This is a genomic window from Rhizobacter sp. P3_C12, assembly GCF_056402735.1.
In genome coordinates, this window is the sequence record NZ_JBFUGW010000056.1 from 22281 (window position 1) to 28280 (window position 6000).

The 6000-nt window shown below is 71.3% G+C and carries 6 protein-coding genes; 2 read left to right on the forward strand and 4 right to left on the reverse strand.

Going from position 1 to position 6000, the window contains the following annotated elements; translation table 11 throughout:
* Nucleotides 1-24: 24 nt before the first annotated feature.
* The gene (locus tag AC1DXV_RS11755) at nucleotides 25-459 is read left to right on the forward strand and encodes a hypothetical protein (protein WP_477871517.1); all 435 of its coding nucleotides are present in this window, start codon (nucleotides 25-27) and stop codon (nucleotides 457-459) included.
* Here the strand turns inward: AC1DXV_RS11755 and AC1DXV_RS11760 are convergent, their stop codons facing one another.
* Genes AC1DXV_RS11760 through AC1DXV_RS11770 form a run of 3 tightly spaced genes read right to left on the reverse strand, consistent with a single transcriptional unit; the run spans nucleotide 460 to nucleotide 2890 of the window.
* The gene (locus tag AC1DXV_RS11760) at nucleotides 460-1293 is read right to left on the reverse strand and encodes a LytR/AlgR family response regulator transcription factor (protein WP_477933681.1); all 834 of its coding nucleotides are present in this window, start codon (nucleotides 1291-1293) and stop codon (nucleotides 460-462) included.
* The gene (locus AC1DXV_RS11765) at nucleotides 1290-2354 is read right to left on the reverse strand and encodes a sensor histidine kinase (protein ID WP_477874135.1); all 1065 of its coding nucleotides are present in this window, start codon (nucleotides 2352-2354) and stop codon (nucleotides 1290-1292) included. Before AC1DXV_RS11765 ends, AC1DXV_RS11760 begins: the two co-directional genes overlap by 4 nt.
* Nucleotides 2355-2389: 35 nt before the next feature.
* Nucleotides 2390-2890: a DUF6622 family protein gene (locus tag AC1DXV_RS11770; protein ID WP_477933683.1), complete on the reverse strand. Its 501-nt coding sequence runs from the start codon at nucleotides 2888-2890 to the stop codon at nucleotides 2390-2392.
* A 196-nt stretch (nucleotides 2891-3086) separates the two neighbouring features.
* Between AC1DXV_RS11770 and AC1DXV_RS11775 the strand changes: the two genes are divergently transcribed.
* Complete coding sequence (locus AC1DXV_RS11775; RefSeq protein WP_477933685.1) at nucleotides 3087-4808, forward strand: M14 family metallopeptidase; 1722 nt, start codon at nucleotides 3087-3089, stop codon at nucleotides 4806-4808.
* A 61-nt stretch (nucleotides 4809-4869) separates the two neighbouring features.
* Here AC1DXV_RS11775 and AC1DXV_RS11780 read toward each other — a convergent pair.
* Nucleotides 4870-6000, reverse strand: a 1131-nt coding sequence (locus AC1DXV_RS11780) for a helicase HerA-like domain-containing protein (protein ID WP_477933687.1), incomplete at its 5' end; no start/stop codon positions are given.

Sequence of the window (6000 nt, forward strand, 5' to 3'; positions counted from 1 at the left end):
GTGTCTGGAACACAGGAGTTCACGATGTTGAATCGCAAGACCCCGTTCGTCGCCGCGCTGGCCCTGGTGGGTGCGCTGGCCACCGCAGGCGCGCATGCCGCCAATGTGCAATGGTCGATCGGCGTCAACCTGCCGCCGGTGACCACCGTCGTGTCGAGCGGGCCGGTGTATTCGCAGCCGGTCTATGCCGAGCCGGTTTACGTGCAGCCGGCCTACTACGCACCGGCCCCGGTCTACGTGCAGCCCGCGCCGGTGGTGGTCTACCGCCCGCGTCCGGTCTATCGCCCCTACCCGGTCTACCGGCCGTATCCGGTCTATCACACCTATCCGGTGGTGCGCCCGGTGCCGGTGGTGGTGCCGCGCTGGGATGGGCGCCATGACCACCACGACTACCACGACCATGACGGCCGCCGTGACGACCGCGGCGGGCGTGACGGGCGCGATGGCCACCGCCACTGATCACATCGGCTTGAAGAGCTGCGCGTAGAGCCGGCTCACAGCGAGCCGGTCGGCGTGGCCGCGCAAGGTCAGCGTGATCTTGCCGGCCTCGTCCCGCAGCGCGGTAGCGATGGCGTCCGAGCGCACCACCGTGCCGCGGTGGATCTGCCAGAAGCGCTGCAGGTCGATCTGCGGCAGCAGTTCGCGCAGCGAGATGCGCACCAGGTACTCGCGCTCCAGCGTGACGACCCGCACGTACTTGTCGGCCGCCTCGAAATACAGCACCTCGACCACCGGCACCAGGTGGATCGCGTTGCCGACGGCGGCCTGGATCACCGTCAGCGGCGCGACGGGCGCCGTGGGCGCCGCAGGTGCGGTCGGCCCGCCACTGCCGAGCAGCTGGCGCAGCTGGTCGATCGCGGCGTCGATTGCCCCGCCACCCCCTGAGGCCCGCTGCGCCAGCACGGCCTGCACCCGCGTGCAGGTCTGCGCCAGGCGGGCCGGCTGCACCGGCTTCAGCACATAGTCGACCGCGGCCTGCTCGAAGGCCTGCAGCGCGTACTCGTCGTAGGCCGTCACGAACACCAGTGCCGGCAGCGGCGAGCCGTCATCCGGCCAGTCTTCGGCGATGGCCTGCGCGGCTTCCAGCCCGGTCATGCCGGGCATGCGGATGTCGAGAAACAGCAGTTGCGGCCGCAGCGCCAGCGCCTGCTGCACCGCGGCTTCGCCGTGCGTGACGCTGGCGACGATGTTCAGCGCCGGCCACAGCGCCTGCAGCTCGGCCTTCAGGTTCGCGGCGAGCAGCGGCTCGTCCTCGGCGATCAGCGCGGTGGCGTTCAGTCCGTTGGCGTTCATTCGGTCGGGCTCCAGGGCAATCGGACGGTGGCGAGCGTGCCGCCATCGGCGTCGTCCGCGGCGGCCAGCGTCAGCGAGGCGGCCTCGCCGTACAGCGTGGCCAGGCGCTGGCGCACCTGCTCCAGGCCGAAATGCGTGCCGTCGGCCGGTGCCGCGGAGAGGCCGGCGCCGGTGTTGCGCACGGTCAGCACGAGCGCGTCGCCGTCGCGCCGGGCGCTGACGACCAGCCGGCCGCCCTCGACGTGCGGCTCCAGCCCGTGCTTGATCGCGTTCTCGACCAGCGGCTGCAGCAACAGCGGCGGCATCGGCTGCGCGGCCAGCCCGGGCGGCAGGTCGAACGCGGGCTGCAGCCGGTCGCCCATGCGGACCTTCATCAGCTCGAGGTAGTCGCCGACCCGCGCGAACTCGGCCGACAGCGGATGCAGCGTCGCCCGCGAGGCCGACAGCGTCGCGCGCAGGAAAGCGATCAACTGGTCGAGCATGGTCTGCGCGCGCGGCGGGTCGAGCGCGATCAGCACGCGCAGGTTGGCCAGCGTGTTGAACAGCATGTGCGGCTCGAGCTGCGATTCGAGCAGCTTCAGCTGGGTCTCGGCCACGTCGCGCTGCGCGGCGGCCAGCTGGCGCAGCCGCATCTGGTCCTTGCCGCGGGCGTAGAAGAAGAACGAGATCGCCGCGCTGACCGCGATGCACATCAGCAGGTAGCTCAGCATCGCGCGCGGCGCCATGCGCCACATGTCGAGCAGCGGCCGGTCGTTCAGCGCATCGCCGATCGTGCTGCCGGCCAGGTAGCCGAGGAAGATCGCGCCGCCCTGCAGCGCGAACCGGCGCCAGCCTTCGGGCCAGCCGGTCTGCGGATTGATCTTCACGACCAGCCGCCCGAAATCCATCAGCGCCCAGATGCTCAGGCCGATTGCCTGCGAGTAGATCATCTGCACCTGCCACGGGCCGGACCGGTTCAGTGCCAGCACGAGGCCGATGAAGCTGTTGAAGCCGACGACCACCAGGCCGTGCTTCAGGAAATCGTGCGGCCGGATGGCGGTGTTGTCGGGCGGGGGCGGCATCGGCGGATTGTGCGGCAGGCGATTCGGGTTCAAGCTCAGGCCGGGCTGGCGGCACGGGCCACGCGCCACATCGCCAGGCCGCGGCTCAGGAACAGCCCGCTGAAGGCGCCGTAGACCAGCGCGACGACGCTCGCGAAGGCCGGCTGCGTGCTGAGCGGCAGGTGCATCGCGAGCATCGTGCCGACGGCGAACTTCGCGGCGAACAGGCCCACCAGCAGCGCGAGCGGCAGCCAGCTGCCCGGCACCAGCAGGCGCTGCGCCGAGGCCGACCACGCGATGCCGCGCCAGCCGCCGGCGGCGCGCATCGTCAGCAGCGATTTCGCCGCTCCGGCGGCCCACGCGAGGATCACGCCGGCGGTCCAGCCGAAGCTCGCGGCGAGGCTGGCCAGCGAGAGGATCGCCATCGCCGATGGCAGCAGCGTGGCGCGCTGCAGCGTCATCTGGCGCGGCAGCGTCTGCCACAGGCCAAGCGCGACCAGGCCGGCGAGCAGGGCCCAGGCCCACAGCGGGGCGTGTTGGACGATGGCGAGGAACATGGGGTGTCTCCGTGGCGGGGTGGGTCGATGGCCGCACTGTGCCGGCGCGGTGCGGCGCGGCCCAGCGCATTGCGACGAAGCGGCGCCTGCCGGCGCGAACGACAGGCCGCGCGGCGTGAAGGGGCGACGGAGAGAAGGGGGGCGGCCGCGGCCGCCGGTATAGTCAGCGCCGCCCAAGCGTCCAACGGAGACCCGCATGTCCTCTTCCACCCCGCTGTCGCGCGCCGCCGCCGGCCTGTCGMTGCTGGCCGTGACGGCGTTGCTCGGCTGCAGTTCGCCGATGCCCGTGTGGACGCCCGCTGGCGGGCCGCCGATGCCGCCGGCCAGGCGGCCGACCCCGGCCGTGCCGGCACCGACACCCGCGCCGGTGGCCGAGGCGCCGCAGCCCGCGCCCTACAACGACGCGGTGGCGGCGCGCTTCCCCGAGCCGGCGGTCGAGTTCCGCACGCCGGCGTTCCAGCCCGGCCACCCCGGCTTCACGACCAATGCCGAGCTGCAGGCGGTGCTGCGCGAGATCGTGCACGGCGGCGGCAACGCGACGCTGCTGCCGCTGGGCAGTTCGCAGTCGGGCGTGCCGCTCGAGGCGATCCTCTTCACCCGCAACCCCGACATGTCGCCCGCCGCCGTGCTGAAGAGCGGCCGGCCGACGGTGCTGCTGGTCGGCCAGCAGCATGGCGACGAGCCGGCCGGCAGCGAGGCGCTGATCGTGCTCGCGCGCGAGCTGGCCGGCGGCAGCCTGCAGGACCTGCTGGAGCGCATCAACGTCGTGATCCTGCCGCGCGCCAACCCGGACGGCGCGCAGGCGCAGCGGCGCGTCACTGCGAGCGGCATCGACGCCAACCGCGACCACCTGCTGCTGCGCACGCCCGAGGCGCAGGCCCAGGCCCGGCTGGTGCGTGATTTCCAGCCGGTGCTGGTGGTCGATTCGCACGAGTACACGGTGGTCGGCCGCTTCCTCGAGAAGTTCGGCGCGGTGCAGCGCTTCGATGCGCTGGTGCAGTACGCGACCACCGCGAACCTGCCGGAGTTCATCACGAAGGCCTCGGAGGAATGGTTCCGCCAGCCGATGCTCGCGAGCCTGAAGCAGCAGGGGCTCAGTTCCGAGTGGTACTACACGACCTCGGTCGACGTGAACGACAAGAAGATCTCGATGGGCGGCACCCAGCCGGACACCGGCCGCAACGTCAACGGGCTGAAGAACGCCGTCAGCATCCTGATCGAGACGCGCGGCGTCGGCATCGGCCGGCTGCACCTGAAGCGGCGCGTGCAGACGCACGTGGTCGCGGTCGGCAGCTTCCTGCGCAGCGCGGCCGACCGCTCGGCCGACCTGGTGAAGCTGCGCCAGTACGTGGATGCCGACGTGGCCTCGAAGGCCTGCCAGGGCGAGGCGCTGGTCGAGGCCGGCCCGACCCCCAGCGAGTACACGCTGCAGATGCTCGACCCGGCGACCGGTGCCGACAAGGCGCTGGTGGTGAACTGGGATTCGGCGCTCGAGCTGCAGCCGCTGAAGACCCGCCCGCGCGCCTGCGGCTACTGGCTGGCCGCCGACCAGGGCGATGCGGTGATGCGGCTGCGCACGTTGGGTGTGCGGGTCGAGCAGGTGGCCGCGATGGGCGTGATGCAGGGTGAAACCTATGCCGAGACCAGCCGCGAGAGCGGTGCGCGCCAGGACGTGCGCGGCACCATCGCCGACGGCGGCGCGGTGGTGCACGTGCAGGTGCAACTGAGGCCGTCGCTGATGGACGTGCCGATCGGCAGCTACTACGTGCCGCTGAGCCAGCCGCTCGCCAACCTGGTGATCGCGGCGCTGGAGCCGGACACGCAGAACAGCTTCTTCGCGAACGGGATCATCGGCAACGTGGCGAGCGAGGCGCGGGTGACCGCCGTGCCGGGCGTGAAGCTGAACGTTCTCCCGTAGCCCGGATGCCAATCCGGGGATCGTGACCGTGGGAATCCCGGATTGGCATCCGGGCTACGGCTCAGCGTCGCTTGCCGCCACCGAGCAGGCTGCCGAGTACGCCGCGGATCAGTTCGCGGCCGACGCTGGTGCCGATGGTGCGCACCGCCGACTTCGCCATCGTCTGCGCCAGTCCGTCGTGCTTGCCGCCGCGCGGGCCGGTGGTGCCGAACAGCACGTCGTTGAGCATGCCACCCCAGCCGGGCCCGGCTTCGGCCGGCTGCTGGCCGCCGGTCGGTGTGGGCATCGGGGTGGAGGAAGTGGATGACGGTGCCGACGACGGGGCAGGGCGCCCCGCATCGGCGCTCGCCACGCCGCGCCCCTTCAGCTTCTCGTACGCCGATTCCCGGTCGATCGCCTTCTCGTAGACGCCCGCCACCAGCGAACTCGCCACCAGCGCCTTGCGCTGCTCCGGCGTGATCGGCCCGATCTGGCTGCCCGGCGGCAGCACGAACACGCGCTGCGTGACGCTCGGCCGGCCCTTTTCGTCGAGCAGGCTGACCAGCGCCTCGCCGACCGCGAGCTCGGTGATCGCCGTCTCGATGTCGAGCCCGGGGTTCGCGCGCATCGTGCTCGCGGCCGACTTGACGGCCTTCTGGTCGCGCGGCGTGAAGGCGCGCAGGGCATGCTGCACCCGGTTGCCGAGCTGGGCCAGCACGGTGTCGGGGATGTCGAGCGGGTTCTGCGTCACGAAGTACACGCCCACGCCCTTGCTGCGCACCAGCCGCACGACGAGCTCGATGCGCTCGACCAGAGCCGCCGGCGCATCCTTGAACAGCAGGTGCGCCTCGTCGAAGAAGAACACCAGCTTCGGCTGCTCCAGGTCGCCCACTTCGGGCAGTTGCTCGAACAGCTCGGACAGCATCCACAGCAGGAAGGTCGCGTACAGGCGCGGCGCGTTCATCAGCTTGTCGGCGCTCAGCACGTTGACGATGCCCCGGCCTTCGACGGTCTGCATGAAATCGGCGATGTTCAGCATCGGCTCGCCGAAGAAGCTGTCGCCCCCCTGCTCGTCGATCTGCAGCAGCCCGCGCTGGATCGCGCCGACGCTGGCGGCGCTGACGTTGCCATATTCGGTGGTGAACTGGCTCGCGTTCTCGCCGACGTGCTGCAGCATCGCGCGCAGGTCTTTCAGGTCGAGCAGCAGCAGCCC